The sequence below is a fragment of the Pseudomonas granadensis genome (assembly GCF_900105485.1).
Taxonomy (GTDB): Bacteria; Pseudomonadota; Gammaproteobacteria; order Pseudomonadales; family Pseudomonadaceae; genus Aquipseudomonas; species Aquipseudomonas granadensis.
Genome location: NZ_LT629778.1, coordinates 3,295,671 through 3,321,750, shown reverse-complemented (window position 1 = coordinate 3,321,750; position 26,080 = coordinate 3,295,671). Strand labels below are relative to the sequence as shown.

General features: G+C 61.0%; 25 protein-coding genes. 15 read left to right on the top strand and 10 right to left on the bottom strand.

The window, feature by feature from the left end:
- Positions 1-148 precede the first annotated feature (148 nt).
- Positions 149-1,594 (top strand): SulP family inorganic anion transporter, encoded by a 1,446-nt coding sequence (locus tag BLU52_RS14605; protein ID WP_090284305.1) that lies wholly within the window; start codon positions 149-151, stop codon positions 1,592-1,594.
- On the opposite strand, the gene BLU52_RS14600 is transcribed toward BLU52_RS14605, so the two are convergent.
- Positions 1,562-3,793 carry a GAF domain-containing hybrid sensor histidine kinase/response regulator gene (locus tag BLU52_RS14600; protein ID WP_090284303.1) on the bottom strand — a complete coding sequence of 744 codons (2,232 nt, stop codon included), beginning with the start codon at positions 3,791-3,793 and terminating at the stop codon, positions 1,562-1,564. The genes BLU52_RS14605 and BLU52_RS14600 overlap by 33 nt on opposite strands.
- A gap of 190 nt (positions 3,794-3,983) precedes the next feature.
- Positions 3,984-4,502, bottom strand: a complete 519-nt coding sequence (locus BLU52_RS14595) for a carboxymuconolactone decarboxylase family protein (protein WP_090284301.1) — start codon at positions 4,500-4,502, stop codon at positions 3,984-3,986.
- Between the two features lie 276 nt (positions 4,503-4,778).
- On the opposite strand from BLU52_RS14595, the gene BLU52_RS14590 reads away from it, so the two are divergent.
- Positions 4,779-5,606, top strand: coding sequence for an AraC family transcriptional regulator (locus BLU52_RS14590; RefSeq protein WP_090284299.1), 828 nt, complete (start codon positions 4,779-4,781; stop codon positions 5,604-5,606).
- Here the strand turns inward: BLU52_RS14590 and BLU52_RS14585 are convergent.
- Positions 5,599-6,492, bottom strand: a complete 894-nt coding sequence (locus BLU52_RS14585; RefSeq protein WP_090284297.1) for a DMT family transporter — start codon at positions 6,490-6,492, stop codon at positions 5,599-5,601. The genes BLU52_RS14590 and BLU52_RS14585 overlap by 8 nt on opposite strands.
- Positions 6,493-6,583: 91 nt before the next feature.
- Here BLU52_RS14585 and BLU52_RS14580 point away from each other — a divergent pair, with 91 nt between their 5' ends.
- Together BLU52_RS14580 and BLU52_RS14575 are read left to right on the top strand one after the other, a co-directional pair.
- Complete coding sequence (locus BLU52_RS14580; protein ID WP_090284295.1) at positions 6,584-7,915, top strand: aminotransferase-like domain-containing protein; 1,332 nt, start codon at positions 6,584-6,586, stop codon at positions 7,913-7,915.
- A 51-nt stretch (positions 7,916-7,966) separates the two neighbouring features.
- The gene (locus BLU52_RS14575) at positions 7,967-8,353 is read left to right on the top strand and encodes a c-type cytochrome (RefSeq protein WP_090284292.1); all 387 of its coding nucleotides are present in this window, start codon (positions 7,967-7,969) and stop codon (positions 8,351-8,353) included.
- Between the two features lie 54 nt (positions 8,354-8,407).
- Here the strand turns inward: BLU52_RS14575 and BLU52_RS14570 are convergent, their stop codons facing one another.
- Both BLU52_RS14570 and BLU52_RS14565 read right to left on the bottom strand, forming a co-directional pair.
- Positions 8,408-10,051: a sensor domain-containing diguanylate cyclase gene (locus tag BLU52_RS14570; RefSeq protein WP_090284290.1), complete on the bottom strand. Its 1,644-nt coding sequence runs from the start codon at positions 10,049-10,051 to the stop codon at positions 8,408-8,410.
- Between the two features lie 135 nt (positions 10,052-10,186).
- Entirely contained in the window at positions 10,187-10,747 is a 561-nt protein-coding gene (locus BLU52_RS14565; protein WP_090284288.1) for a chorismate mutase, read from the bottom strand.
- A gap of 200 nt (positions 10,748-10,947) precedes the next feature.
- On the opposite strand from BLU52_RS14565, the gene BLU52_RS14560 reads away from it, so the two are divergent.
- The 3 genes from BLU52_RS14560 to BLU52_RS14550 all read left to right on the top strand — a co-directional run bounded on the left by BLU52_RS14560 (position 10,948) and on the right by BLU52_RS14550 (position 13,706).
- A complete protein-coding gene (locus BLU52_RS14560; RefSeq protein WP_090284286.1) occupies positions 10,948-12,303 on the top strand; it encodes an MATE family efflux transporter in 1,356 nt (451 codons plus the stop codon).
- Positions 12,304-12,386: 83 nt separating this feature from the next.
- A complete protein-coding gene (locus BLU52_RS14555; protein ID WP_090284284.1) occupies positions 12,387-12,944 on the top strand; it encodes a YceI family protein in 558 nt (185 codons plus the stop codon).
- 75 nt (positions 12,945-13,019) lie between these two features.
- Positions 13,020-13,706 (top strand): GNAT family N-acetyltransferase, encoded by a 687-nt coding sequence (locus BLU52_RS14550; protein ID WP_090284282.1) that lies wholly within the window; start codon positions 13,020-13,022, stop codon positions 13,704-13,706.
- 120 nt (positions 13,707-13,826) lie between these two features.
- Here BLU52_RS14550 and BLU52_RS14545 read toward each other — a convergent pair whose 3' ends face one another.
- On the bottom strand, positions 13,827-14,267 hold the full coding sequence (locus BLU52_RS14545) for a hotdog fold domain-containing protein (RefSeq protein ID WP_090284280.1): 441 nt from the start codon (positions 14,265-14,267) through the stop codon (positions 13,827-13,829).
- A gap of 164 nt (positions 14,268-14,431) precedes the next feature.
- Here BLU52_RS14545 and BLU52_RS14540 point away from each other — a divergent pair, with 164 nt between their 5' ends.
- The gene (locus BLU52_RS14540; RefSeq protein ID WP_090288575.1) at positions 14,432-15,064 is read left to right on the top strand and encodes a TetR/AcrR family transcriptional regulator; all 633 of its coding nucleotides are present in this window, start codon (positions 14,432-14,434) and stop codon (positions 15,062-15,064) included.
- A 187-nt stretch (positions 15,065-15,251) separates the two neighbouring features.
- Here BLU52_RS14540 and BLU52_RS14535 read toward each other — a convergent pair whose 3' ends face one another.
- Complete coding sequence (locus BLU52_RS14535) at positions 15,252-16,193, bottom strand: class I SAM-dependent methyltransferase (RefSeq protein ID WP_090284278.1); 942 nt, start codon at positions 16,191-16,193, stop codon at positions 15,252-15,254.
- Positions 16,194-16,392: 199 nt separating this feature from the next.
- Here BLU52_RS14535 and BLU52_RS14530 point away from each other — a divergent pair, with 199 nt between their 5' ends.
- From BLU52_RS14530 to BLU52_RS14520, 3 genes are all read left to right on the top strand, one after another.
- Positions 16,393-16,806, top strand: coding sequence for a response regulator (locus BLU52_RS14530; RefSeq protein ID WP_090284276.1), 414 nt, complete (start codon positions 16,393-16,395; stop codon positions 16,804-16,806).
- A 57-nt stretch (positions 16,807-16,863) separates the two neighbouring features.
- Entirely contained in the window at positions 16,864-17,532 is a 669-nt protein-coding gene (locus tag BLU52_RS14525) for an HAD family hydrolase (RefSeq protein ID WP_090284274.1), read from the top strand.
- A 214-nt stretch (positions 17,533-17,746) separates the two neighbouring features.
- On the top strand, positions 17,747-18,157 hold the full coding sequence (locus BLU52_RS14520) for an SRPBCC family protein (protein WP_090284272.1): 411 nt from the start codon (positions 17,747-17,749) through the stop codon (positions 18,155-18,157).
- Positions 18,158-18,287: 130 nt separating this feature from the next.
- Here the strand turns inward: BLU52_RS14520 and BLU52_RS14515 are convergent, their stop codons facing one another.
- Positions 18,288-19,682: a sensor histidine kinase gene (locus BLU52_RS14515; protein ID WP_090284270.1), complete on the bottom strand. Its 1,395-nt coding sequence runs from the start codon at positions 19,680-19,682 to the stop codon at positions 18,288-18,290.
- Positions 19,660-20,343, bottom strand: coding sequence for a response regulator transcription factor (locus tag BLU52_RS14510; protein WP_090284268.1), 684 nt, complete (start codon positions 20,341-20,343; stop codon positions 19,660-19,662). Before BLU52_RS14510 ends, BLU52_RS14515 begins: the two co-directional genes overlap by 23 nt.
- A 296-nt stretch (positions 20,344-20,639) precedes the next feature.
- Between BLU52_RS14510 and BLU52_RS14505 the strand changes: the two genes are divergently transcribed.
- The 4 genes from BLU52_RS14505 (at position 20,640) to hcnC (ending at position 24,922) form a co-directional block, all read left to right on the top strand.
- The gene (locus BLU52_RS14505) at positions 20,640-21,569 is read left to right on the top strand and encodes a hypothetical protein (protein WP_090284266.1); all 930 of its coding nucleotides are present in this window, start codon (positions 20,640-20,642) and stop codon (positions 21,567-21,569) included.
- Between the two features lie 380 nt (positions 21,570-21,949).
- On the top strand, positions 21,950-22,264 hold the full coding sequence (gene hcnA, locus BLU52_RS14500) for a cyanide-forming glycine dehydrogenase subunit HcnA (RefSeq protein ID WP_090284264.1): 315 nt from the start codon (positions 21,950-21,952) through the stop codon (positions 22,262-22,264).
- Positions 22,261-23,670, top strand: coding sequence for a cyanide-forming glycine dehydrogenase subunit HcnB (gene hcnB / locus BLU52_RS14495; protein ID WP_090284262.1), 1,410 nt, complete (start codon positions 22,261-22,263; stop codon positions 23,668-23,670). The genes hcnA and hcnB overlap by 4 nt, the downstream gene beginning before the upstream one ends.
- Positions 23,663-24,922, top strand: coding sequence for a cyanide-forming glycine dehydrogenase subunit HcnC (hcnC, locus tag BLU52_RS14490; protein WP_090284260.1), 1,260 nt, complete (start codon positions 23,663-23,665; stop codon positions 24,920-24,922). Before hcnB ends, hcnC begins: the two co-directional genes overlap by 8 nt.
- 178 nt (positions 24,923-25,100) lie before the next feature.
- Here the strand turns inward: hcnC and BLU52_RS14485 are convergent, their stop codons facing one another.
- Positions 25,101-26,042 carry a hypothetical protein gene (locus BLU52_RS14485; RefSeq protein ID WP_157720707.1) on the bottom strand — a complete coding sequence of 314 codons (942 nt, stop codon included), beginning with the start codon at positions 26,040-26,042 and terminating at the stop codon, positions 25,101-25,103.
- Positions 26,043-26,080: the final 38 nt, after the last annotated feature.

Below are 26,080 nucleotides of genomic sequence, written 5' to 3'. Positions count from 1 at the left end.
CTCAATCAAAAAATGAGGCGCCAGCATAAGGCGCGGCTCGGCATCTGTCAGCGATCACTGGCCCGACACGGAACAATTCCGTAACATTCGCCCCCCTCTTTTTCCGAACACCTGCGGTCGCCGCGTCGGCCGCCCAGTCAGGTAAGCCATGAAACCGATTCGTCTGCGCGCCGATGTCCTGGCCGGACTCACCACCTCGTTTGCCCTGTTGCCCGAATGCATTGCGTTCGCGCTGGTGGCGCACCTCAATCCGCTGATGGGCCTGTATGGCGCGTTCATCATTTGTACGCTGACGGCCCTGTTCGGCGGGCGCCCGGGCATGGTGTCCGGCGCCGCAGGCTCGATGGCCGTGGTGATCGTCGCCCTGGTGGTTCAGCACGGCGTGCAGTATCTGCTGGCGACGGTGCTGCTCGGCGGTCTGATCATGATGGCGTTCGGGCTGCTGCGTCTGGGCAAACTGGTGCGCATGGTGCCGCACCCGGTGATGCTGGGGTTCGTCAACGGGCTGGCGATCATCATTGCGTTGGCGCAACTGGAGCATTTCAAGAACGGTGAAGACTGGCTCAGCGGCACGCCGTTGTACCTGATGACTGGCCTGGTGTTGCTGACCATGGCCATCGTCTACCTCCTGCCGCGCCTGACCCGCACTGTGCCGCCGGCACTGGTGGCGATCCTCGGCGTCGGTCTGCTGGTCTACCTGTTCGGCCTGCCGACCCGCACCCTCGGCGACATGGCGCACATTGCTGGCGGCTTGCCGAGCTTCGCGCTGCCGGATATTCCGTGGAATTTCGAAACCCTGCGCATCATCGCGCCCTACGCAATCCTGATGGCCCTGGTCGGTCTGCTGGAAACCCTGCTGACCCTCAACCTCACCGACGAAATCACCGAAACCCGCGGCTATCCGGACCGCGAGTGCGTAGCGCTCGGCGCGGCGAACATGGTCTCGGGGGCATTCGGCGGCATGGGCGGTTGCGCGATGATCGGCCAGACGGTAATCAACCTCAGTTCCGGCGGGCGCGGGCGTTTGTCCGGGGTGGTCGCGGGCGTGCTGATCCTGTTGTTCATCCTGTTCCTGTCACCGTTGATCGAGCGGATTCCGCTGGCGGCGCTGGTTGGCGTGATGTTCGTGGTGTCGCAGCAGACCTTCGCCTGGGCATCGTTGCGGGTGCTGAACAAAGTGCCTCTCAACGATGTACTGGTGATCATCGCCGTGACTACTATCACCGTGTTCACCGATCTGGCCACCGCTGTGCTTTGCGGCATCGTCATTGCCGCGCTCAACTTTGCCTGGCAGCAGGCGCGCGAACTGTACGCCGACGAGCATCTGGAAGCCGACGGCAGCAAGCTCTATCGCCTGCATGGCACGTTGTTCTTCGCCTCGACCACGCCGTTTCTCAACCAGTTCGACCCGACCAATGACCCGGACCGGGTGACGCTGGATTGCCGGCATCTGAGCTTTGTCGATTATTCAGCCATTGCTGCGCTGAAAACCCTGCGTGAACGCTACGCCAAGGCCGGCAAGCATTTGCAGGTATTTCATCTGTCGGAGCGCTGCAGGAAATTACTCAAGCGTGCCGGCGTCGATCACGACTGAGGCTGCGCCGGACGCGTCCTTGAGCCAGGTCTTGCCGAGAATGCGCGAGACCTGATCGGCGGAGTAGGGCTTGGCGATGAACTCGAACCCTTCGTAACCGCTGCGCGCCAGCTCTTCGCTGTAGCCGGACGTCAGAATCACCGGCAGATCCGGGCGCCGCCGGCGCAGCTCTTTGGCTAGAGCGACGCCGGTGATGCCTGGCATCACCACGTCGGAAAACACCGCATCGAAGGCCATAGCGTCGGTACCTGCCAGTTGCAGGGCTTCTTCGGCGTTGGTCGCCCAGACCGTCTCGTAGCCCAAGTCCTGCAGAATCTGATTGGCAAAGCGGCCGACATCAAGATTGTCCTCAACCACCAGCACCCGGCGCTTTTCGTGCAGCGGCTCTGCATCGTCATCATCCGCTGCGTCGTTGCACTCCACTTCGCTGGCAGGCACCTGTGGCAGGTACAGGGTGAACTCCGTGCCTTCGCCGAGCACGCTTGACACATCGACGTTGCCGCCCGATTGCTTGGCAAAGCCGAACACCTGAGACAAGCCCAATCCGGTGCCTTTTCCGACATCCTTGGTGGTAAAGAACGGTTCGAAGATATGCTCGAGCGTCTTCGCATCGATGCCGGGGCCATTATCGGCCAGAGCAATCGACACGAATTGCCCGCCGGAGCCGGCGTGGCCGCGAATCGCTGGCAGTGCCTTGTTGCATTCCAGGCGCAGCTTCAGCAGACCCTGACCGTTCATGGCATCACGGGCGTTGAGTGCAATGTTGATCAGCGCCGTCTCGAACTGACTCAGGTCGACGCGGATATAGCAGGGATGATCGGGCCGTTCGACGCACACATGAATTTGCGCACCGGTCACCGATTCGAGCATTTCACCAATGTTTTCCAGGCGCTCGCCGGCATCCACCACCTGCGGATTGAGCGGCTGGCGACGGGCAAAGGCGAGCAACTGGCTGGTCAGCTTGGAAGCGCGTTCTACCGTATCCGACACCGCGCGCATGTAGCGCTGGCGGCGCTCTTCGGAAAGGTTGGGCTGGCGCAGAAAATCCACCGACGAACGAATGATCGTCAGCAGATTGTTGAAGTCATGCGCGACGCCGCCGGTGAGCTGGCCGATGGCTTCGAGTTTTTGCGATTGGCGCAACGCTGATTCCGCATGAGCCAGGCGCAGGCTGCGCTCCTCGACCCGCTGTTCGAGCGTGGCGTTCAGTTCGGCGAGCGCGTTCAGGCCTTCGCGCACGCTGGCATCGGCGCGCACTCGCTCGATGTGCGCCCAGCAACGTTCGGTCACTTCACTTAACAGCGCCTGTTCGAATTCCGACCAGACCCGCGGCGCCTTGTCGTGGATAGCCATCAGGGCAGTCAAGCGACCTTGCTTGATCAGCGGCATGCAAATGGTCGCCGTGATGCCGATGGCCTGGAAGGTCGCCGATTCTTCCGGCGGCAGTTCGCTGCGGTTGTCATGGATGATCAGCGGCTTGCCGGCACGCAGCAGGGTCACGGCTTTTTCGCCGAAGTCGCGCAACTGATAATGGCCGACAATGCTCGGCGAACCCGGCGCCGCGTAGTCGCCGCGAATGGTGAAACCGTCTTCGTCGGCCTCCATGTCGGCGTAGGCGCAATTGGACAGTTGCAACTGCTCGACCATCAGTCGCGTGCTTGTCGCCAGGATGTCCTGGGCGTCAGTGGCGTTGGTCACCGCTTTGCCGATCGCATCGAGGACCACCAGGCGCTGGTTGAGGTAGACGGTCTGAGTGGTTTCGGTGACGGTGTCGATCATCCCGACGACATTGCCAAGTGAGTCGCGAATCGGGCTGTAACAGAAGGTGAAATAGGCCTGCTCGGGGCCGCGGCCGCGCTCGATCATCAGCGCGAAGTTTTCGATATAGGTGGCGCGTCCGGCGTAGGCCGCATCGGCGATGGGGCTGATCTCGCTCCAGGCTTCTTTCCAGATATCGCTGAAGGGGCGGCCCAACGCGTCGGGCTTGTCGCCGAGAATCGGCACAAACGCGTCGTTGTACAGGGTGATCAGTTCCGGGCCCCAAATGACCGCTTGGGGAAAGTGCGAGGCGAGACAGAGCGAGACAGTGGTCTTGAGCACATCGGGCCAGTGTTTCAACGGACCGAGCGGGTTGTTCGCCCAATCGTGACGTCGAATCTGCTCGGCCATTGCGCCGTTGTCCTGCAACCAGTCTTTCATGGGGGGCTTGTCTTATCCTGACGTCAGCATGTGAAGAAGACCCTCGTGCCGGTGTTTGGTTTCAGAGCACCGGCGTGGTGTTGGCCAACTGTGGGGCCGGACCTGTGCGCATCATGACACGATGCAGCGGACGAAACGATTTGTGGCGAGGGTATCGCTCCCTCGCCACGGCGTTGTTGCTGACTCTCTATCACGCGTCGATGGCAGGAAAATCGATGTCGGTCAGCGCGGTGTTGTTCAGGTAGTTGGTCAGGGTCTGCACGGCGACCAGCGCGATCACTTCAATGATTTTCACGTCGTCGATACCGGCGGCGCGGGCGGCAGCGATCTGCTCATCGTTCAAGTGGCCGCGGGTTTCGACCAGTTGGCGGGCGAGGGCGGCGTAAGCGTTAAGTTCGCCGTGACGGGCGGCGACGATGTCCTCGGCCGACAGTCCGGCCTTGCCGGCGAACAAGGTGTGCGCCGCCAGGCAGTAGTCGCACCCGTTGACCTGGGAAGTGGCGAGGTACACCGCTTCTTTTTGCTGGGCGCTCAGTGAGGTCTTGCCGAGGATCGCCGAAGCCTGCACATAGGTGTCGAGAGCGACCGGCGCCTTGGCCAATGTGGAGAACAGGTTCGGCAGGAAGCCGATTTTCTTTTTCACGCCTTCGAGCACAGGGCGGGTGGCGTCGGTGGCGGTGTCGAGGCTGATAGCGTTGATGCGGCTCATGGTGATTCTCCCAAGTACCGGTGCGAAGTGCGCCGGGAATGGAGGCCATGTTATTGAGAGTGTCTGGTGCTTTGGCGGCAAATCGTCGAGGATATGCTGCAGATCGTCCAGATTAGCGCCCACGCGAAAGAATTGTCGACCGGGCGGGCGCTTTCGCGAGCAGGCTCGCTCCCACATGAGCATGCATTTCAAGGTGGGAGCGAGCCTGCTCGCGAAAGTCTCGACGCGGAGCGAGCGTTGCAACACCACAAGCAGCCAACAAAACCGGAGTCGCCCATGGATCGCCTGTCAACCTTGCTCAGCCATTTCGGCGTGAATGCCGGCACATTTCACAGCGGCGCGTTTTGTGGCGTCAGCGTGCATGAGGACGAGCCGGTCGGCCATGTTCATTTATTGCAGGCGGGCGAGTTGCTGTTGCAGCCGGGTTGTGATCGCGAGATGCGGCTGACTGAACCCTCGCTGATCTTTTTCCCGCGCCCCTTCACTCATCGCATGTTTGCCGACGAAACCATGGATACCCGACTAGTCTGCGCATCGCTGACGTTCGACGGTGGCTCCGGCAATGCCCTGGCGGCGGCGCTGCCGGATTATCTGGTGCTGAAGCTGACGGACATTCCCGAACTGGGCAACACACTCGAATGGTTGTTCAAGGAAGCCTTCGAAGGCCATTGCGGGCGCATGGCGGTGATGGATCGGCTGTTCGAATTGCTGGTGATTCTGCTGTTACGCCACTTGATCAGCAGCCGAGAACAACAACCGGGGATGATCGCCGGGCTCGCCGATCCGCGCTTGTCGCGTGCTCTGAACCTGATGCATGAGCAGCCGCACAAACCCTGGAGCGTGGCCGAGCTGGCGTCGGTCGCCAACCTGTCCCGCGCCGGTTTTGCCGAGCAGTTTCGCCGTGTGGTCGGGCAGACGCCGGCCGATTATCTGCTGAGCTGGCGGGTCAGTCTGGCGCAGAAACGCCTGCGCGAGGGCCGGCCGATTGCGCTGATCGCCGAGGAGGTCGGTTACGAAAGCCCGTCGGCGCTGGCCCGGGCGTTTCGACGCAAGACCGGGCTCAGCCCGCGTGAATGGAAGGCTGGCGCCCTGAGCATCATTTAGCGAATTTCTTCGCCCCGGCTACGCACAGAATCACCCCCAACGTCACCGCCAGCATGCCGAGGCTGACCTGTTCGTGCAGCAGTGTCGCCGCCAGGGCCAGTCCGAAAAACGGTTGCAGCAATTGCAACTGGCCGACCGCTGCGATCCCGCCCTGAGCCAGGCCGCGATACCAGAATACAAAGCCGATCAGCATGCTGAACAGCGACACATAACCCAAGCTCAGCCACGCAGGCAGACTGATGGTAGCGAACGAGGCGGGCGCCAGCCACAGACTGGCAATCGCCATCAGCGGCAACGACAGCACCAGCGCCCAGCAAATCACCTGCCAGCCACCGAGGCTGCGTGACAGCTTTGCGCCTTCGGCGTAACCGAGGCCGCAGGCGAGAATGGCCGCGAGCATCAACAGGTCACCCGTGGGCGAAGCGGTCAAACCTTGCGACAGGGCAAAACCGACCACCAGCGCACTGCCGAGAATCGAAAACAGCCAGAACACCGGACGTGGCCGCTCACCGCCGCGCAGCACGCCGAAAATCGCCGTCGCCAGTGGCAGCAATCCGACAAACACAATCGAATGCGCCGACGTGACGTGTTGCAATGCCAACGCCGTCAGCAGCGGAAAACCCAGCACCACGCCGAGCGCGACAATCAGCAGCGACAGCCATTGATTGCACGCCGGCCGTGGTTGGCGGAACAACCCCAGCAGAACCACGGCCAGCACCCCGGCAATCGCGGCGCGCAGCACGGTCAGAAACACCGGATCGAACTCCAGCACCGCCAGGCGTGTGGCGGGCAGCGAGCCGCTGAAAATCAGCACGCCAATGAAACCATTGATCCAGCCACTGGTTTTTTCCAGTGCCGGGGCGGGCAGGTGCGAAGTCCGATCCATACGAAGTCACGCTCGACAAGTGAGTGGCGTTACGCCGATGCTAGGGCCGAGAATCAGCACAATCAAAAAATTGTCATGGATACACCTCGACATGCCACGCTCCCGCTATAAAACACTGGTCGACGCTTATGCTGCGGATATTCGTTCGGGGCGTCTGGCACCGGGCACACGCTTGCCGACACATCGGCAACTGGCGACGCAAGAGGGGCTGGCGCTGGTCACCGCGTCGCGGGTTTATGCCGAGCTCGAGGCCATGGGCCTGGTCAGCGGCGAAACCGGGCGCGGCACGTTTGTCCGGGAAACCTCGCTGGCGCCGGGGCAGGGCATTGATCAGAAAGACGTGGCGGTCGGCATGATCGACCTCAATTTCAACTACCCGTCATTGCCAGGGCAGGCGGAGCTGTTGCGCACAGCGCTGCGCCAATTGGCCTTGTCGGGCGACCTGGAAGCGCTGCTGCGCTATCAGCCACACGCCGGGCGCAGCCACGAGCGCGCATCGGTCGCCCGGCATTTGTTGACCCGTGGCGTTGAGGTCACGGCCGAGCAGGTGCTGATCGTCAACGGCGCCCAGCAGGGGCTGGCGATGACGTTGATGGCGCTGCTCAAGCCCGGCGACGTGATCGCCGCCGACGCATTGACCTACTCCGGCTTCAAGGTTCTGGCCGAAGCGCTGCATCTGGAGATTGTCGCGATCCCGTCCGGCGCTCAGGGGCCGGACCTCGACGTCCTGGAGAAGCTCTGCCGCCACCGCGCGGTGCGCGCTGTGTACTGCATGCCGACGCTGCACAATCCGCTGGGCTGGGTGACGCCATTGGTGCAGCGCGAGCAATTGGTGGCGATTGCCCGGCGATATGATCTGACGCTGATCGAAGATGCGGCCTACGCGTTTCTGGTGGAAAACCCACCGCGCGCGCTGATCGATCTGGCGCCGGAGCGCACGGTGTACGTCTCGGGCCTGTCGAAAAATATCGCCACGGGCCTGCGCGTTGGCTTCATCGCCGCACCGCTCGAGCGGGTGCCAGCGCTGGAACGGGTGATCCGTGCCACGACCTGGAACACGCCGGGCGTGATGACCGCCATCGCCTGTGGCTGGCTCGACGACGGCACCGTGACGCTGCTTGAAGAGCAGAAACGCAACGACGCCATGGCGCGACAAGCATTGGCCGCCGAGGTGCTCAAAGGCCTTCCTTGTATTGGCCATCCGGCTTCGTACTTCCTGTGGCTACCGCTGCCGGAAGACGTGCGCGCCGACCAGATCGTCGTCGAATTGATGCGCGAACAGATTTCGGTCACCAGCGCCGAACCGTTCGCCGTGGCGAGCCATGTGCCGCATGCGATTCGCCTGGCACTGGGCTCGGTAGACATTGATGTACTGCGCCAGGCACTGAGTACTGTCCGTCAGGTTCTCGGCGCTTATCTATAAACACATAGTGCTAACCTTGCGCCGCCCGTTGAAATGGAATCGGAACTTGCGATGAAAAACACTGCTGCATTGACCCTCGCGCTGGTGCTCGGCACTGGCCTGCTCAGTCCTCTCACGCAAGCCGCAGGCGATCCCGAAGCCGGGGCAAAAATCTTTCCGCGTCTGTGCGGCGGCTGCCATCAGGTCGGCGAATCGGCCCGCCCCGGATTCGGCCCGCAACTCAATGGCATCATCGGCCGACCGGCCGGGACCTCCGCGAACTATGTGTATTCCGATGCGATGAAAAACTCAGGGCTGACCTGGGATCGCGACACGCTGATTGCCTACCTCAAAGACCCGAAAGACGTGGTGCCCGGCACGCGGATGATTTTCTGGGGACTGAGCGACGAGGAGAAGCTGGATAATCTGTTGGCGTATCTGCAGACGTTTTCGCAGTAAGTTCTGCGGCAATTTCCAACTACAACACCGAAGCAATATTTCAGCAGCGCCTGCTCACGCCACCCGATTGCGACCGTTCGCCTTGGCTTGATAAAGCTGCTGGTCAGCACGTTTGAGCAGCGCGACATGGCTGTTGTCAGCCGGGTCAGCCAGACCGATACCGATGCTCACCGTGACCTGCTCGATGCCGGGGAAATCTGCGCTGGCGATGGCCGCGCGGATCTTTTCGGCGACCACTTCGGGTGTGTCGGGGGTGGCGATTTCCGGCAGCAGCACGGCGAACTCTTCACCACCGTAACGAGCGATGAAGTCGGTGGTGCGCACACTGGCCTGAATCAGTTGCGCCAATTGTTGCAGGACAGCATCGCCCACTGCGTGACCGTGCGTGTCGTTGATGCGCTTGAAATGGTCGGCGTCGATCAGCAGCAGCGAGAATGGCCGACCGGTGCGGCGAAACAGCAGCGTGTACTCGGTGAGTTTTTCGTCGAAACGACGACGGTTATAAACGCCGGTCAAGGCGTCGTGGGTGGCCAGACTCAGCAGTTCGGCATTGGCTTGGGTCAGCGCCGCAGTGCGCTGCGCGACGGTAGCTTCGAGTGAGGCATTGGCTTGTTGCAGTTCGCGCTCCTTGGCCAGCAGCGACTGGGTCATGGCCTCGATCGACTGGCCGAGCTGGGCGATTTCCTGCACCGGGTGTTGCAAAGCAAATTGCACACCGGTCTGTTTGTTCTGCACCTGCCGGGCCGAGTGCGCGAGCTGCTCGATCGGCCGGCTCAGATACAGCGCCAGATAGTAGGCCACCAGACCAAAAATCACCGCCGCGAACACGCCGAGAATCAGCAATTTGTAAAACAGCAGGCGTGCCGGTTGCAGTGCGGTTTGCAATGGCTGACGCACGGCAATCGACCAGGTCAGTGCCGTGCTGGAAGGGGTCGGCACGCTGACCGTGCTGGTCAGAAAACCATTGCTTGCCGTCCAGCCTTGCAGCGCTTCGTCAGCCGTCGCCACTTGCTGGCCAGCCAGCGCTTCCGGATAGAGAACCTTGCCATCGTGATCGATGATCAACGCTTCGATGTCCGGCGCGGAATGTTTGTGCGCGAACGCCGCCGACTCGACCATGCGGGTCACCCAGCTCCAGTGTGCATGCGCGCCCAGCACGCCGATTACCCGGCCTTCGGCGTTATGGATCGGCGCGGCAAAATCGATGAAACGCAGCGGCTCGCCATTAGGCAGGGCGGGCAACATTTTCGCCAGCAGCACGGCCTCATGCGGGTCGCCGGTGTACTCACCCTTCAGCCCGGCCCGGAACCATGGCCGTTGCTGCACCGACTGGCCGACCAGCAAACCGCCCACCGCTTGATGCACCTTGCCTTCGGCATCGGTGACGCCCATCCACGCATACTCGGCGCGGGCCTCGGTGCGCAATTGCATCGATTTAAGGATCGCCGGATTGTCGAGATCGCCGCGTTCCAGATGCGGCGCACGGCTGAGCAGATAAACCTCCAGCTGGCGTTCGCGCAGTTGTTCGCCCAACAAGGACGCCGCCGCGCGCGCGGTATTGAGCAGCGCATTGCCGCTGGCCTGCTTCATCTGCTCGGTGGCGATGTGGCCGACATAGAAGCCCACGCTCAACAGTGTCAGCAAAGACAAACCGGCGAACCAGAGGGTGAGGTGGCTACGCAGACTGGCTTTGAGCATGGCAGGCAGGGTCTGTTCTGATTTTTGTCGGCGAATGGTATGCGCAATGGGCGGCGGGGGCCAGTCGCGTGTGGATTGCCCGGCAGTCTCAGGTTGGCTTGCCTGTGCTTTTGGAAGAGCTGCGTACGCTGTTGATTACGGCGCTACCGGCCGAATGCACAGCTCACCGGTCGCACGGGTCAACGCCAGATCATGCAGCGCATCCCGGGTCAGGCCGTTGCGGGCATTGGCCAGCCATTTTGGGCAATCGGCGTCATGACGATACGGCGCGAAGTCGGCGTACTGCTGCAACAGCCGAGTTTGCAACTCATCCAGACGTGGGCGGATCTGCTTGCCCAGATCAGGACGCGGCGTGTCCGGCGCGGCACCGGCGGCTTGCCATTTCGCGAGCAGACCGTACTGCACCAGCTTGTTCGCCTCCATTTGCGCGGCGAGCAATTGCGCAACGTCTTGCGGGTCGAGTTGGCGTTCTGTGGCAAGCGTCTGTGCATTGGCGATGACCTGCGCTTCACGCGGGCTGTCCTGGATCGGCTTGCCGCTGTCCCATTTGGTCAGCGCCACGAGGTCGCCGATGTTCAGGCGTTCGTTCAGCGTCTGCACCAACGGCTTCAAGGCTTCGGCGGGCGCGGCGGCGTGAACGGTGGTGGCGAGCAGGGTGAGAAGGGTCGCGGTCAGCAAATTGGCAACGTGCGGCATGAACAGACCTCAAGCGGAAAATGGGCGTGCGTGTTGTTTACCACAGCCCGTGACACGCTACCTACTACCGTCAGCGATTGTTTAGCCGATGTTTGAACCGCTGATAAACAGCGAACGGAAATGTTAATTGCACACCGCTCGCAACTCATCGAAGCTATCCTCCATCAACCCCTCCCGCCGTAGAGATGGACCTCCCCTCAATGCAAGTCGCCAACCACCGCCCGCTCTGGCAAACCTATCTGCTGTTCCTTGCGCCGATGGTGCTGTCGAATTTTCTGCAATCGATGTCGGGCACGGTCAACAGCATCTATATCGGCCAGATGCTCGGCACCCAGGCACTGGCGGCGGTGTCGGGGATGTTTCCGGTGGTGTTCTTTTTCATTGCGTTGGTGATCGGCCTCGGCGCAGGGGCGGGTGTGCTGATCGGTCAGGCCTGGGGCGCGCGGGAACCGCACATGGTCAAGGCGATTGCCGGCGCGACGCTGTTGCTGGGCGTATTGATCGGTTTGCTCGCGGCGGTGCTCGGCAGCGTGTTTGCGCGGCAGGCGCTGACCGGGCTGGGAACGCCGGCGGATGTACTCGATGATGCGGTGGCGTACGCCCATGTAATGCTGTGGATTCTGCCGTCGCTCCTGGTGTTCGTGCTGTTTACGCAATTGCTGCGCGGGGTCAGCGATACGCTGTCCCCGCTGCTGGCGCTGATGGTCTCGACCTGCGTCGGCCTGGCGCTGACGCCGGCACTCATCCGCGGCTGGTTCGGCTTGCCGCAACTGGGTATCCAAAGCGCGGCCTATGCCGGGCTGGCCGGTAACCTGTCGGCGATGGCGTGGCTGGCGTGGCGCTTGATTCGCAAGGGGCATCCGCTGGCGCCGGACCGGGAATTTTTTGCCGCCCTGCGACTCGACCGGGCGATTCTCGGCAAGGTGCTGCGCATTGGCCTGCCGACCGGTGTGCAGATGATCGTGCTGTCGCTGTCGGAGCTGGTAATTCTGGCACTGGTCAACCAGCACGGCTCGCAAGCGACAGCGGCCTATGGCGCGGTGACGCAGATCGTCAATTACGTGCAGTTTCCGGCGTTGTCGATCGCGATCACCGCATCGATTCTCGGTGCGCAGGCCATTGGTGCCGGGCGGCTGGAGCGCATGGGCCCGATCCTGCGCACGGGCCTTTTGATCAACGTGTGCCTGACCGGTGGTTTGATTGTCATCGGCTATTTGTTGTCGCACTGGTTGCTCGGGCTGTTCCTCACCGATGACTCGACCCGGGCGATGGCCGAGCATCTGTTGCACATCATGTTGTGGAGCCTGTTGGTGTTCGGCTTCCAGGCGATCATCGGCGGCATCATGCGCGCCAGCGGTACGGTGCTGGTGCCGGTGGCCATTGCGATCATCTGCGTCGTCGGCGTGCAACTGCCGGCGGCGTACTGGCTCGACGGGCAATTTGGGTTGCAGGGTGTGTGGATGGCGTTCCCGTTAGCGTATCTGGGCATGCTGGTGCTGCAAACGCTGTATTACAAACTGGTCTGGCGGCATCAGAAGATCGAGCGGTTGGTTTAGCCCGGCGAGGGTTGGCGTAACGACGGTTGTTTGCTTAAAGTCAATCGAGGCGTCCGATAGCGAGCCCAGCCTGGAGAATGTCAATGTCGATCCGATTGCTGCTGGCTGCCGCGTTTTGCCTGTGCGCCACGAATGCTGCGCAGGCCGTTGAGTACAATCGGGTCAATACCACCGCCAGCCGGATCAGCTTTACCTACAAGCAAATGGGCGCGCCGATGTATGGCACCTTCGGCAAGTTCGAGGCAGCGCTGGATTTTGACAGCGCCCGCCTCGACAACGCACGGACCACGCTGCATATCGACCTCACCAGCATCGATGCCGGCAGTGAAGACGCCAACACCGAACTGGTGAAACCGGCGTGGTTCGATACTGCACAATTTCCTGTAGCGGTGTTTAAGTCGACGCGTTTCACCGAAGTGGCCGAGCATCGCTATCTGATCGACGGCCAGCTCACCCTCAAAGGCATGACGCGCGATGTGCAGGTGCCGGTGGAGTTGAAACCGGGCAGCGGCATCGGTGTGTTCGACGGCGAGATGATCCTCAATCGCGACGAGTTTCGCCTCGGCGCGGGGGAGTGGGCAGACTCGGTGGTATCCAGAGAGATCGCGATCAGATTCAAGGTCGTGGCGCCACAGCAGTGACGGTGAGCTGCCATCAGCAGATTCTGTCGATCCACAAGGTATGATGTCGCGGTTTTCCGCCGGAGTTCGCCTGTCATGCCACGCATCACCCACTACAAGACCCCATGCCCCGAAGGCGTCAATAGCCAGATTCTGCAAGTGGTCGTCGACTACCTGACCGACATCAGCGCAGTCGGCCTTGGCCCGAGCAACCTGCTCTACAACGTCTATCAGTACGCGGTGGGTTATGAGGTGCATCTGTATCTCGAGGCATTGAACGGCGAGAAGGGCACCGAGGTGGAATTGCTGGTGGCGACTGACGAGGACGATCCGGAGCAGGTCATCGGCTTTCTTCTGTACCTGCCGGTGCAGGGCGACTGGGAAGCGTGCAGCGTCGCCTACATGGCCGTGCGCGAAGGGCATCGGCGCCAGGGTATGGCGCGGGCGATGATCGGCGAGATGGTCGGGCGATACCCGCATGCCGAACTGACGTGCAGCGTTGGCAAGGTCCCGTATTTCGAGGCGCTGGGCTTTGAGGTAATCGGCTCGCGCGAAACCCAGGTACTGATGAGCACCCGGCACTATCGCAGCAACGGCCTGCGCGGATTTATCGATACCACCCCGATTTATCGCTCGCTCGAGGTTCAGCAGATTCATACCTATCTGCTGCAGAAAAACGGCAAGCGCGCCATGCTCGACGCCGAGAAACAGCGTGACCGGCACCTGGATCAGACCACCCGGCATACCGAGGAATTCGTCCGCCAGCGGCTGACGCTGCACTGAGTTGCGCGGCGTACCCCGCATGACGCTTTGCGTCACGCTATGGACGCAGAGCGTTCGGGGCTGCATTCCCACGCGGAGCGTGGGAACGATCAACACTCAATCCGCAGCCAGTCCGGCTATTCAGCCAAGCTTCACATTCATGGTAATTCGCGCCGTGAAGACCTTTTTGCCCTCGGTATCGTGAATATCGACGGTCACCACCTTGTCGCCCTCGCTTTGCCAATCCACGCCTTCAGCGCTGGCCACTGCCGTCACGTCGGTTTTGGCCTTGGCCAGGTATTCCACGGTCATGCCTTTGGGAATCCAGCGCGCGCCGTCCGGGATCGAGACGTCGGTCATCATGCCGCCAGCGAGTTCTGCCGCGTTGCACATGGCAATCGCATGGACCGTGCCGAGGTGGTTGGTGATTTCCTTGCGAAACGGCACTTGAACGGTGGCGGCGTTCGGGCGCAGTTCGCTGATCACTGGGTTGATCGTGCTGAAGTAAGGGGCGAACTGGCAGGCCATCTTGCTGAAGGCATCGGAGCCGACGCTGTTGAACATGTTGAGAGATTGACTCATGGGAAACGCCTCGCGATAAGTGGTTTAGCAGAACGATATTCCGTTGCAGAATAATATTCTGTAACGGAACGGTATTCTGTCTGCGTGAAATCTGTCAACCTGTGCAGGCTTTTTTCTTGGGCACGAGCGTGTCCTCCATTTTCATTTTTCAGGCTCTGAGCAGCATGGACACCGCAGAACTACTTGAACGCAGTTACCCCGGCCGGCGGGCCGAACTTAAGCGCGACATCTTTCGCAAGGCGCTAAACCTGTTCAATGAGCAGGGAATCGAGGCCACCACCATCGAGATGATTCGTGCCGAGTGCGACACCAGCGTCGGCGCGATCTATCACCATTTCGGCAACAAGGAAGGCTTGGTCGCGGCGCTGTTTTTCACGGCGCTGGAAGATCAGACGCGGTTGCGCGATGAATATCTGAATGCCGCGAAAAGCACCGAAGAGGGCGTGCAGGCCTTGGTGTTCAGCTATCTGGATTGGGTCGAGCGTCAGCCGCAATGGGCGCGCTTCCAGTACCACGCGCGATTTGCCGTGACTAAAGGGCCGTTCAAGGAAGAGTTGGCCGAGCGCAATAAAACGCGCAATCGACGCCTGCGTGAATGGCTCGGTGAATCCGGGCGCATGGGTGAACTGCGTGAGTTGCCCTTCGAATTATTGCCATCGCTGATCATCGGCCAGGCCGACAGCTATTGCCGGGCGTGGCTGGCGGGGCGGGTCAAGGGCAGTCCGATGGAATACCGCGAGGTACTGGCGCAAGCCGCATGGCGCTCGATTCGCGCTGACTCGGCGTTGCCCGATTGATTTTGCGCAAGGGGGATGGCAGTCAATGGACACCCCAGGCTGTTTGCGCGACTCGCCAAATTTCTGAAGCAAAACGCTGACCCTGTGGGAGCGAGCCTGCTCGCGAATGCGCTAGCTCAGTCAACATCGCTGCGACGGATAGAACGCTTTCGCGAGCAGGCTCCCACAAGGGGACGTCGTCAGGAAGTCAGTCGTTGCGCTGGAAAACCAGCGCCTTTAAGCCGCTTTCCGGGTCGATGTCCGGGAACTCCGGCGGATTTTCCAGCCGTTGTTCAAAGCGCAACTGCGGCGCTTCCCGCGTCACGCCATCGATCAGAAAGTCCGAGCCGAACGCCGGGTCGTTCATGCACGCCAGTACGCTGCCCTGCGCCGTGAGCAATTCCGGCAGGCGCCGCAGCACGCGCTGGTAATCCTTGGTCAGCAGGAAACTGCCTTTCTGGAACGAGGGTGGATCGATGATCACCAGATCGTACGGGCCGCTGTTGATCACCTTGCCCCAGGACTTGAACAGGTCGTGGCCGAGGAAACTGACGTTGCTCAGGTCATGGCCGTTCAGGCGATGATTGTCGCGACCGCGGCTCAACGCCGCGCGCGACATGTCGAGGTTGACCACATGGCTGGCGCCGCCCGCAATGGCTGCGACCGAGAAACCGCAGGTGTAGGCAAACAGGTTGAGTATGCGTTTGCCGCTGGCTTGTTCGCGCACCCAGTTGCGCCCGTAACGCATGTCGAGAAACAGCCCGGCGTTCTGCTTGCGGCCCAGGTCGACGCGGTATTGCAAGCCGCCCTCGACGATGGTCATTTCCTCGATCTCTTCGCCGAGCAGCCATTCGGCGGTGCTTTGTGGCAAATAGCGATGCTGAATCAACAAGGTGTGCGCGCCGCACTGTCGCCATTCGTCCCCCGCAGTGATCTCGAGCAGCAAGCGCTTCAGATCTTCCAGTTGTTCAGGTGCCGGTTCCTTGAACAGCGACACCAGCACCACGCCTTGCAGCCAGTCCACCGTCAACTGCTCCAGCCCCGGCCAGCAGCGCCCGCGTCCATGAAACAGGCGACGGGTTTCGCCAGGGGCGGCGGCAAGTGCCGGCAGCAAATGGGCGTGGAGGGTGGCGAGGGCTTCAGGGGTCATCGGGCAGGATCGGCAAGCAGAATGGGCCGGCATTTTAACCACAATTGCCAGGTTGCGAACGTTGATCCATAACCGCTGAAAAGCTCGTTGTCGAAAAGTCCTGTATCAAAAGTGAATTTCTACAGAGCCCACTGCTCATACCAGTTAAGCAGCGGATCCAAACCGCTAATCGAAAATGTAATTCGGGGGAGTGCTGTTCATGTGCCCTACACCTACGTCGAGCGCGCACCTTCCTGGCGGGTTGATTCTGGTAGTGGAAGACGATCCGTTGATTCTGGAGTTTCTTTGCGAAATTCTTCAGGAGGAAGGGTTCAAGGTCGAACCGCAAACCAGCGCTGACGCAGCATCGCTGTATCTGGAAAAACATGCAGCAGACGTTGCGCTGTTACTGACCGACATCACCATGCCCGGCACGCTCAACGGCGCCGACCTGGCCAATCTGGTCGGTGACCGCTGGCCGGAAAAACCGGTGATGGTCATGTCCGGTTATGAGACCCCGGAGACCTCGGGGGTCAAGCATTCGGTGGCATTCATCAAGAAGCCGTGGGCGATCGGTCAGTTGCTCGACTGTGTGGAAAACGCGTTCAAGTCCAAGGCGCCGCAACTGCATTGACAGATGCTACATTGGCGGGCGAATTTGCCCGCCCCCCCTGTCAGAGGATTTGCCCTTTTGTCTGCTGAAACTTCTGTTTTCGACCGCGCGTTCGGTGCGTTCCTGTTCGACATGGACGGCACCGTGCTCAATTCCATCGCCGCTGCGGAGCGCATCTGGTCGGCCTGGGCGGTTCGCCATGGGGTCGATGTCGAAGCATTTTTGCCAACCATCCACGGTGCGCGGGCCATCGATACCATCGCCCGTCTGAACCTGCCGGGTGTGGAGGCCGAAGCGCAAGCGGCGTTCATTACTGCTGCGGAAATTGATGACGTCGAAGGCATCGTCGAGATTCCCGGCGCCGCGGCGTTTCTCAACAGTCTGCCGGCGCAGCGCTGGGCGATGGTCACGTCGGCACCGCGGGATCTGGCGTTGCGGCGCATGGCCGCCGCCGGCATTACCGCGCCTGCGGTGTTGATTACGGCGGAAGATGTCAAGGCCGGCAAGCCGGATCCCGCTGGCTATCGCTTGGCGGCGCAACGCCTCGGAGTTGAACCGGGTGATTGCCTGATATTCGAGGACGCGGCAGTGGGCATTCAGGCAGCGGAAGCGGCAGGTGCGCCGTTGATGATCATTACCACGACTCATCAGCATCCGCTGGAAACCGCGCATGCGACGATCGCCAGTTATGACGCGATCAGGGTTGAGGTTGATGGTGAAGGGCTACTTCGGTTGTTCGAGAGCTGAAAAAAAACCTCACCCTAACCTTCTCCCAAAGGGAGAGGGGACTGACCGCGTTGTGCCGCATCAGACGCCAACCTGAAAGACCGAAGCGATTACGGATTCAGAGCGAATCTTCCACGTCGGCGCACATCGCTAATTTCCCCCAATCGGTTCCCTCTCCTTCGGGAGAGGGCTAGGGTGAGGGGCTACATTTGAACTGACGAGAGAGACCACTTCCATGGCAACCGCTTCTGCAACCATCGACATCCCGGCTTCGGCCGATCAGGTCTGGCAATTGATCGGCGGCTTCAACACGCTGCCCGACTGGCTGCCACTCATTACCGAAAGCACCCTGACCGACGGCGGACGTGTGCGCAGCCTGAAAACCGCTGACGGCGGCGTGGTGATCGAGCGCCTGCAAACCTTCGATAACGCCGCCATGACGTACAGCTATTCGATCGAACAGGCGCCGTTTCCGGCAACTGATTATCTGGCCACGCTCAAGGTCGAGGCCCAGGGGCAGGGCGCACGGGTGACCTGGTCGGGACGATTTACTGCCGTGGGCGTGAGCGATGAGGAAGTGGTGGCGCTGTTCAACGGCATTTACCAGGGTGGACTGGCCGCATTGCGCGCCAATTACCCGGCTTGATCATCCAACGCGAAAACCTGTGGGAGCTAGCCTGCTAGCGATGGCGATCGATCATTCAACTCATTCGTCGACTGACACACCGCCATCGCCAGCAGGCTGGCTCCCACATGGATTGCATTTCAAAAGTTGATCAGGAATTACCGATCAGGCTCTGCCTGCAATCGAGCAGCAGTTTCGCCCCGCCCAGGTCGCTGCTGCTCACGTGAAGGCTGAAGCCATGCAGGCTGACAATCGCTGCGACGATCGATAAGCCAAGGCCAAAACCGCTCTTCGGTTGCCCACCCTCGGCGCGATAAAACCGTTGGAACACCGCCTCACGTTCCGCTTCGGGAATACCCGGCCCCGAGTCGTGCACTTCGATCTGCGTCTGCCCACCGGCATTCACCCCGCGCAGCATGACCGTGCCGCCGGGCGGGGTGAACTTGATCGAGTTGCTCAACAGATTCGCCAATGCCTCGAACAGCAACGCCCGGTCGCCATTGAGCGGCGGCAGGGTTTCCGGCATGTTCAGCTCGAAACGCAGCTCGCCTTCTTCAGCCAGCGGCAAGTAAAACTCATGCAGTTCTTCGAGCAATTGCACCGGGTCGAGCTGCACGAAACCTGAACGGCGCTGACGATCTTCCAGCTCGGAAATCCGCAGCAAACCGCGAAACCGCGCCATCAGCGTATCCGCTTCGGCCAACACGAGATCCAGTTGCGCCGCCTCCTGCGAGCCTTCGCCGGCCTGTTGCTGCATGCGATACAACTGCGCGCGCAGGCGGGTCAGCGGCGTACGCAAGTCATGGGCGATGTTGTCGCAGACGCCTTTGACTTCATTCATCAGCCGCTCGATGCGCTCCAGCATCGCGTTGACGATGGCGGCGAGCATGTCCAGCTCATCGCGGCGGTTGGACAGCGGCAAACGATGGGTCAGATCACCCGCGACGATTGCCTGGGCGCTGTCCTGAATCGCCCGAATCCGTCGCAACGGTCGGCGCCGCAGCAAATGCCATCCGGCGACACCCGGCAGGATGGTCAGCGACACCCCCCAGAACAACGCATGCAAAATGATCCGCGTCACCGCGAACAGCGAACCGTTGTCGCGCAACAAAACCAGCCAGCGGCCATCGCGGGTTTGCGTGGCGACGGCATCGCAGCTGTCACTCGGCAGGGTCGGATCGTCGGAATCGGCGCAGTCGGCGAGCATGTGGATCTTGCCATCCAGCGGCAGGCCTTCGGGAATCTGTTGCAGTGCGCCGCCGAGGTAAACGCCGTCGGCGCTGAACAGGCCGTAGGCGTCGATGCCTCGAATATCGTAGGTCATGCTGGCGGCGAGGGCGTCTTCCAGTTGCTCACCGCGAAAATGCGAAAACAGGTGCTGGCGTTGCATCAGCGAATGCTTGGCGAGGTTGTCGAGATAGCCCGACACCTCGTAATACATGACCCCCATGAGGATCGCGCTCCAGGCCACGAAGAGCGAACTGTACAGCGCCAGCAGACGGCTGCTGGAAGAGCGCCAGCCGTCAGACGGGTTCGGCAATGACATAGCCGGAGCCCCGTACCGTGCGGATCAGCGGAACGTGGCCAGCGGCGTCGATTTTCTTGCGCAGGCGGCCGATGTGCACGTCGATCAGGTTGGTGCCGGGGTCGAAGTGATAGCCCCAGACCTCTTCGAAAATCATCATTCGCGAAAGAATCTGGCCGCTGTTGCGCATGAGGAATTCGAGCAGCTTGTACTCGGTTGGCAACAGCGTCAGCACCTGGTCGGCACGGCGCGCTTCGTGGCTGATCAAGTCCAGTTCGAGGTCGGCGACCTGCAGCGTCGTCGCTTGCGTGGCGACGCTTGTCTGGCGGCGCAACAGCACTTCGACCCGCGCGGCCATCTCGTCGGTGGCGAACGGCTTGGTCAGATAATCGTCACCGCCGGCGCGCAAACCCCGCACCCGCTCATCAACGTCTGAGAGGGCGCTGATCATCAGAATCGGCGTCGCCACGCCCATGGTGCGCAGGGTGGTGACGATGGCGAGGCCATCCAGCTCGGGCAACATGCGGTCGAGGGTGATCAGGTCGTAATTGCCGCTCACGGCGCGGTCGAGGCCTTCGCGGCCATTGTCAACCCAGTCGACGTCGAGCCCGTGGCTGCTGAGTTCGGCGACGATCTCCCGGGCGGTCACGGCGTCGTCTTCGATGGTCAAGATACGAGTCATAGGCAGGCCTGCTGATCGGTTCAAACGGAATGGCAGCATTTTGCCAAGAAATTTCCGTGACGCTTTAAATTAACTTTCATGTTGCGTCTGTCACAAACGCCGATTTACCCCGTCAGCCAGTGCAGAAAACCCGCCGTTATCTCGCGCTTGTTGCATTTTGCATGGTCTGAAGAAGTTCATATTTTCTAACTGATTGAAAACACTGCGTTTATTTTGTTCTGACGACTGGCACGGTCGCTGCAATTGCTCCGTTGAGTACTTGTAACATCATTTTTCATGCCTGGAGCAGAACAACAATGAACAGATCTTCTGATGGATTTTATTCTGCCGTTGAAGAATCAAGCAGCGTATCAGGTGTGTCCTGGGGCGCGATCTTTGCGGGCGCTGCGGCGGCTGCGGCGTTGTCGATGATCCTGGTGTTGCTCGGCTTCGGTCTGGGTTTTTCCGCTGTTTCACCGTGGGCCGGTGAGGGCGTCAGCGCCAAAGGTCTGGGTATTTCGACGATTGTCTGGCTGGCGGTGACGCAGATCATCGCTTCCGGGATGGGCGGCTACATTGCCGGTCGCCTGCGAGTGAAGTGGGCGAACATGCACGGTGACGAGGTGTATTTCCGCGACACCGCGCACGGTTTTCTCGCCTGGTGCGTAGCCACGCTGGTCACCGCGATGCTGGTGGTCGGTTCGGTCAGCAGCGTCGTCAGCGGCGGTGTGCAGGCGGGTGCCAATGTCGTCGGCGGTGCTGCCGGTGCGATGAGTCAGGCGGCCGGTTCGGCTGCTGCCAACACTGACAGCGATCAGTACGGCTATTTCGTCGATAGCCTGTTCCGCGATGATCGTCCTGCCGCCGTCAGCGATGACGCCGCACGCGGCACCGTGACCCGCATCTTCACTCAGAGCCTGGCCAACGGTCAGCTCAGCCCGGAAGACCGCACCTACCTCGCACAACTGGTCGCCCAGCGAACCAACCTGAGCCAGGCCGATGCTGAACGTCGTGTCGACGAGATCTACGCCAACACGCAGAAAGCCATCGCCGACGCCAAACTGAAAGCTCAGCAAGCCGCCGACACCGCCGCCAAAGTCGCTGCCTACACCTCGCTGTGGATGTTCGTCGCGCTGCTGGCCGGTGCGTTCTTCGCCAGCCTCGCCGCCACGTTCGGCGGTCGTCGTCGCGACGCAGTGGAATACGTCGAAGTCGACACCTACACCACGACCACTCCCGTCCGTTAAACAAGGAGCAAAACCATGCGCTCATTACTGCTGTTTTTTCTCGGCGTGCCTATTCCGATCATTATTCTGATCGCCCTGTTCGTGCACTGATCCCTCTGAGGCAGGATGCCTCGGCCGCTTTCATCTTCGGATGAAAGCGGCTTTTTTATTTTCTGCTGCCTGGCCTGCTCTGGATCAATGTTTCCCTTCGCGATACCCCTTACCTTGAATGGATCCAATCTTTTTGCCGCGGTATCGATTACATTGTTTCCGCGCGCACTTTGTTGCGCTGACGGAGTACCGCACGTCCCCCTGAACGTATTAAAAACGGGACGGCACGGTGTAGTGCAGCAAGGAGCTGGCGCAACACTCTTCTGAATTTTTCACGGACGAACACTGCAATGAACTGCCTAGAAAGATCCTTCGATATCCAGCCTTTGGTGCAGGCGGACATGACTGTGCACATCAACGGCCAGCCTGTCACCGCTGCCATCGGCGAAACCGTCCTCAGCGTTATTCAATCCCTCGGCCTGCGCCAGATCGCCCGCAACGATCACAACCAGATCAGCGGCGCGTATTGCGGCATGGGCGTGTGCCAATGCTGTCTGGTGCGGATCAACGGTCGGCATAAACGCCGCGCCTGCCAGACCGTGGTGCGCGACGGCATGCAGATTCAAACCCAGGTCAATCGCATCACCGCGCAGGAGGTCGTATGAGCCTGCAACCGGTGATTGTCGGCGGTGGCCCCGCCGGGATGGCCGCCGCCATCGAACTGGCCCGTCACGGCGTGCGCTGCACCTTGCTCGAAGAAGCGTCGCGCCTCGGCGGCGTGGTGTATCGCGGGCCGCTGCGTGACGGCGTGCAACTGGACTATCTGGGCCCACGTTACGCTGAGGCGCTGGGTAAGCTGCACGGCGAGTTTCAGGAACAGGCCGGACTGATCGACGTGCGTCTAAACCATCGCGTGGTCGGCGCCGAAGGCACTCGCGCGTTAGTAGTGCTCGATGGCGACGAGCAACTGCACGAGATCGAATACCCACAGTTGCTGTTATCGGCCGGTTGTCACGAGCGCAGCGTGCCGTTTCCCGGCTGGACGTTGCCGGGAGTGATCATGCTGGGCGGCCTGCAGTTGCAGATCAAAAGTGGCGTGGTCAAGCCGCAGGGGCCGGTCATCATTGCCGGCACCGGGCCGCTGTTGCCGCTGGTGGCGACGCAACTGCACGCGTCTGGCGTGCGCGTCGCGGGCGTGTATGAGGCCTGCGCATTCGGCAAGATCGCCCGGGAAAGTCTGGCGCTGCTGAACAAACCGCAGCTGTTTCTCGATGGCTTGAGCATGCTCGCCTACCTGAAACTGCACGGCATCCCCATGCAATACGGCTGGGGCGTGGTCGAGGCACACGGCGAGGGCGAACTGAAAAGCGTCAGCGTTGCGCCGTATTCGGCGACCTGGGAACCGGACCTGAGCCGCGTCGAGCGCTTCGAAGCGCAGACCCTGGCGGTCGGTTACGGCTTTATTCCGCGCACCCAGTTGAGCCAGCAGATGGGCCTCGATCACGGTTTCAGTGACGACGGTTACCTGCGCGCGCATGCCAATATCTGGCAGCAAAGCAACGAACCGCACGTGCACCTGGCCGGCGACATGGGCGGCATTCGTGGCGGTGAAGCGGCGATGCTTGCTGGCAGGATTGCGGCGACGTCGATTCTGCTGCAACGCGGCGTGCTCGAAGAAGAACTGGCGCGGGTGCGCCGCGACCGCTACTTGGGCAAACTCAAGGCCATCGTGCGCTTTCGTGCGGCGGTGGATCGCTACACCGCGCGCGGCGTCGGCCAGACCACGTTGCCTGCCGCCGACACGGTCATCTGCCGTTGCGAGAACGCCACCCGTGCCGACATCGATCGGGCGCTCGAGCAGGGCGTGCAAGACATCGCCAGCCTGAAAATGCGCACCCGTGTGAGCATGGGCGATTGCCAGGGGCGTATGTGCGTCGGCTACTGCAGCGATCGTCTGCGCCAGGCCACCGGTCGCAAGGATGTCGGCTGGCTGCGTCCGCGTTTCCCGATTGATCCAATTCCTTTTTCCGCATTTCAGTCTGTCGGCACGGAGGCCGCTGCCCATGAGTAAGTTCTACGACGTGGTCATTGCCGGTGGCGGCGTGATCGGGGCGTCCTGCGCCTATCAATTGTCCAAACGCAAAAACCTGAAGATTGCGCTGATCGACGCCAAGCGCCCCGGTAACGCCACCCGTGCGTCGGCCGGCGGATTGTGGGCGATCGGCGAGTCGGTTGGCCTCGGTTGCGGGGTGATTTTCTTTCGCATGATGTCGGCCAATCGCAAGCGCGAAACCCAGGGCGCGGCGGTGGCGGTGGATGCGAGCACGCCGCACATCCTGCCGGAATCGTTCTTCGATTTTGCCTTGCAGTCCAACGCGTTGTACCCGGCGTTGCACCGCGAGCTGAAAGATAATCACGGGATGGATTTCAAGTTCGAAAGGACCGGGCTGAAATTCGTCATTTATGACGACGAGGACCGGCTCTACGCCGAGCACATCGTCGGTTGCATTCCGCATCTGGCCGATCAGGTGCGCTGGCTCGATCAGGCTGCATTACGCGCCGCCGAACCGAGCGTCAGCCATGAGGCACGCGGGGCGCTGGAGTTCCTCTGCGACCATCAGGTCAGCCCGTTCCGCCTTGCCGATGCCTACATGGAAGGCGCGCGGCAGAACGGCGTGGATATCTTCGTCAACACCAATGTCACCGGTGTGTTGCATCACGGCACGCGGGTGACCGGGGTGCAAACGAGCGAGGAGGGTGTGTTTCACTGCAAGACGCTGATCAACGCAGCGGGTGCCTGGGCGGCGGATCTGAGTGAATGGGCCACCGGGATTCGCATCCCGGTGAAACCGGTCAAAGGCCAAATACTGCTGACCGAACGCATGCCGAAGATCCTCAACGGCTGCCTTACCACCAGCGACTGCTACGTGGCGCAAAAGGACAACGGCGAAATCCTCATCGGCAGCACTACCGAAGACAAGGGCTTCGACGTCACCACCACCTACCCGGAAATCGCCGGGCTGGTGCAGGGCGCGGTGCGCTGCCTGCCGGAACTGGCCGATGTAAACCTCAAGCGCACCTGGGCCGGGCTGCGTCCGGGTTCGCCGGACGAACTGCCGATCCTCGGGCCGATGCGAGGCGTGGAGGGTTACCTGAATGCTTGCGGGCATTTCCGCACCGGCATCCTGACTTCGGCAATAACCGGCGTACTCCTCGACAAACTAGTCAATGACGAGCCGCTACCGCTGGATATCGCCCCGTTTCTGGCGGATCGGTTTGCAGTGACAGCGGTCGAAAAAGCGCCGGCGCTGGAACTGGCCTGACACCGATTCCCTGGAGCGAGCCTGCTCGCGATAGCGGTTTGTCTGTTTCAGATGTGTTGTCTGAAACAACGCATCGCCAGCAGGCTGGCTCCCACAGGTTCTTGGGGTGCAGGGAGATTTCCGGCAAACCCGGAATCAGTGTAGTAGCGAGCCTGCTCGCGATAGCGGTCTGTCTGTTTCAGATGTGTTGTCTGAAACAACGCATCGCCAGCAGGCTGGCTCCCACAGGTTCTTGGGGTGCAGGGAGATTTCCGGCAAACCCGGAATCAGTGTAGGAGCGAGCCTGCTCGCGATAGCGGTTTGTCTGTTTCAGATGTGTTGTCTGAAACACCGTCATCGCCAGCAGGCTGGCTCCCACAGGTTCTTGGGGTGCAGGGAGATTTCCGGCAAACCCGGAATAAGTGTGGGAGCGAGCCTGCTCGCGATAGCGGTCTGTCTGTTTCAGATGTGTTGTCTGAAACAACGCCATCGCCAGCAGGCTGGCTCCCACAGGTTCTTGGGGTGCAGGGAGATTTCCGGCAAACCCGGAATCAGTGTAGGAGCGAGCCTGCTCGCGATAGCGGTTTGTCTGTTTCAGATGTGTTGTCTGAAACACCGTCATCGCCAGCAGGCTGGCTCCCACAGGTTCTTGGGGGGCAGGGAGATTTCCGGCAAATCCGGAATCAGTGGAGCGAGCCTGCTCGCGATAGCGGTCTGTCTGTTTCAGATGTGTTGTCTGAAACACCGTCATCGCCAGCAGGCTGGCTCCCACAGGTTCTTGGGGTGCAGGGAGATTTCCGGCAAACCCGGAATCAGTGTAGGAGCGAGCCTGCTCGCGATAGCGGTTTGTCTGTTTCAGATGTGTTGTCTGAAACAACGCCATCGCCAGCAGGCTGGCTCCCACAGGTTCTTGGGGTGCAGGGAGATTTCCGGCAAACCCGGAATAAGTGTGGGAGCGAGCCTGCTCGCGATAGCGGTCTGTCTGTTTCAGATGTGTTGTCTGAAACACCGTCATCGCCAGCAGGCTGGCTCCCACAGGTTCTTGGGGTGCAGGGAGATTTCCGGCAAACCCGGAATAAGTGTGGGAGCGAGCCTGCTCGCGATAGCGGTTTGTCTGTTTCAGATGTGTTGTCTGAAACAACGCATCGCCAGCAGGCTGGCTCCCACATTTGGTTCTGT

What these genes read in the sequence shown, in the direction of transcription:
- BLU52_RS14605 (WP_090284305.1), top strand. Translation starts at nt 149, where the DNA reads ATGAAACCGATTCGTCTGCGCGCCGATGTCCTGGCCGGACTCACCACC.
- BLU52_RS14600 (WP_090284303.1), bottom strand. Translation starts at nt 3,793, where the DNA reads ATGAAAGACTGGTTGCAGGACAACGGCGCAATGGCCGAGCAGATTCGA.
- BLU52_RS14595 (WP_090284301.1), bottom strand. Translation starts at nt 4,502, where the DNA reads ATGAGCCGCATCAACGCTATCAGCCTCGACACCGCCACCGACGCCACC.
- BLU52_RS14590 (WP_090284299.1), top strand. Translation starts at nt 4,779, where the DNA reads ATGGATCGCCTGTCAACCTTGCTCAGCCATTTCGGCGTGAATGCCGGC.
- BLU52_RS14585 (WP_090284297.1), bottom strand. Translation starts at nt 6,492, where the DNA reads ATGGATCGGACTTCGCACCTGCCCGCCCCGGCACTGGAAAAAACCAGT.
- BLU52_RS14580 (WP_090284295.1), top strand. Translation starts at nt 6,584, where the DNA reads ATGCCACGCTCCCGCTATAAAACACTGGTCGACGCTTATGCTGCGGAT.
- BLU52_RS14575 (WP_090284292.1), top strand. Translation starts at nt 7,967, where the DNA reads ATGAAAAACACTGCTGCATTGACCCTCGCGCTGGTGCTCGGCACTGGC.
- BLU52_RS14570 (WP_090284290.1), bottom strand. Translation starts at nt 10,051, where the DNA reads ATGCTCAAAGCCAGTCTGCGTAGCCACCTCACCCTCTGGTTCGCCGGT.
- BLU52_RS14565 (WP_090284288.1), bottom strand. Translation starts at nt 10,747, where the DNA reads ATGCCGCACGTTGCCAATTTGCTGACCGCGACCCTTCTCACCCTGCTC.
- BLU52_RS14560 (WP_090284286.1), top strand. Translation starts at nt 10,948, where the DNA reads ATGCAAGTCGCCAACCACCGCCCGCTCTGGCAAACCTATCTGCTGTTC.
- BLU52_RS14555 (WP_090284284.1), top strand. Translation starts at nt 12,387, where the DNA reads ATGTCGATCCGATTGCTGCTGGCTGCCGCGTTTTGCCTGTGCGCCACG.
- BLU52_RS14550 (WP_090284282.1), top strand. Translation starts at nt 13,020, where the DNA reads ATGCCACGCATCACCCACTACAAGACCCCATGCCCCGAAGGCGTCAAT.
- BLU52_RS14545 (WP_090284280.1), bottom strand. Translation starts at nt 14,267, where the DNA reads ATGAGTCAATCTCTCAACATGTTCAACAGCGTCGGCTCCGATGCCTTC.
- BLU52_RS14540 (WP_090288575.1), top strand. Translation starts at nt 14,432, where the DNA reads ATGGACACCGCAGAACTACTTGAACGCAGTTACCCCGGCCGGCGGGCC.
- BLU52_RS14535 (WP_090284278.1), bottom strand. Translation starts at nt 16,193, where the DNA reads ATGACCCCTGAAGCCCTCGCCACCCTCCACGCCCATTTGCTGCCGGCA.
- BLU52_RS14530 (WP_090284276.1), top strand. Translation starts at nt 16,393, where the DNA reads ATGTGCCCTACACCTACGTCGAGCGCGCACCTTCCTGGCGGGTTGATT.
- BLU52_RS14520 (WP_090284272.1), top strand. Translation starts at nt 17,747, where the DNA reads ATGGCAACCGCTTCTGCAACCATCGACATCCCGGCTTCGGCCGATCAG.
- BLU52_RS14515 (WP_090284270.1), bottom strand. Translation starts at nt 19,682, where the DNA reads ATGTCATTGCCGAACCCGTCTGACGGCTGGCGCTCTTCCAGCAGCCGT.
- BLU52_RS14510 (WP_090284268.1), bottom strand. Translation starts at nt 20,343, where the DNA reads ATGACTCGTATCTTGACCATCGAAGACGACGCCGTGACCGCCCGGGAG.
- BLU52_RS14505 (WP_090284266.1), top strand. Translation starts at nt 20,640, where the DNA reads ATGAACAGATCTTCTGATGGATTTTATTCTGCCGTTGAAGAATCAAGC.
- hcnA (WP_090284264.1), top strand. Translation starts at nt 21,950, where the DNA reads ATGAACTGCCTAGAAAGATCCTTCGATATCCAGCCTTTGGTGCAGGCG.
- hcnB (WP_090284262.1), top strand. Translation starts at nt 22,261, where the DNA reads ATGAGCCTGCAACCGGTGATTGTCGGCGGTGGCCCCGCCGGGATGGCC.
- hcnC (WP_090284260.1), top strand. Translation starts at nt 23,663, where the DNA reads ATGAGTAAGTTCTACGACGTGGTCATTGCCGGTGGCGGCGTGATCGGG.